We start from the raw sequence: 240 nt of genomic DNA, 5'->3' as shown, positions 1-240 counted from the left end.
CCATTGCACAAAGTATTTGTAAACATATGACTCAACCAGGTGTGTTTAGAAACCGTTTAACGCATTTCTGTTATGTGGATGAAAACGCGGGTACGGGTGTAATGGAAAGTGCATTTTTAGCAATGCATGATATGCAAACACAATTTAAAGATCTAAAACAATGGCAGCGTCAAGGGAAGGTGCCCGCTACGCGTGATATTGAGGGGGCGATTAATTATGCGCTTGAAAACGATTTATTAA

1 protein-coding gene is annotated in these 240 nt (G+C 40.0%); it reads left to right on the top strand.

Going from position 1 to position 240, the window contains the following annotated elements; all coding sequences use genetic code 11:
* The coding region (locus AAEY62_RS24450; protein ID WP_350637075.1) for an acyl-CoA dehydrogenase domain-containing protein at positions 1–240 on the top strand (240 nt) is incomplete at both ends.

Origin of the sequence: Pseudoalteromonas sp. GW168-MNA-CIBAN-0100 (assembly GCF_040309225.1) — a bacterium.
In the GTDB taxonomy this organism is placed as follows: domain Bacteria; phylum Pseudomonadota; class Gammaproteobacteria; order Enterobacterales; family Alteromonadaceae; genus Pseudoalteromonas; species Pseudoalteromonas arctica.
The sequence above is the reverse complement of the archived record's forward strand: the minus strand, read 5'-3'. Positions and strand labels throughout refer to the sequence as shown.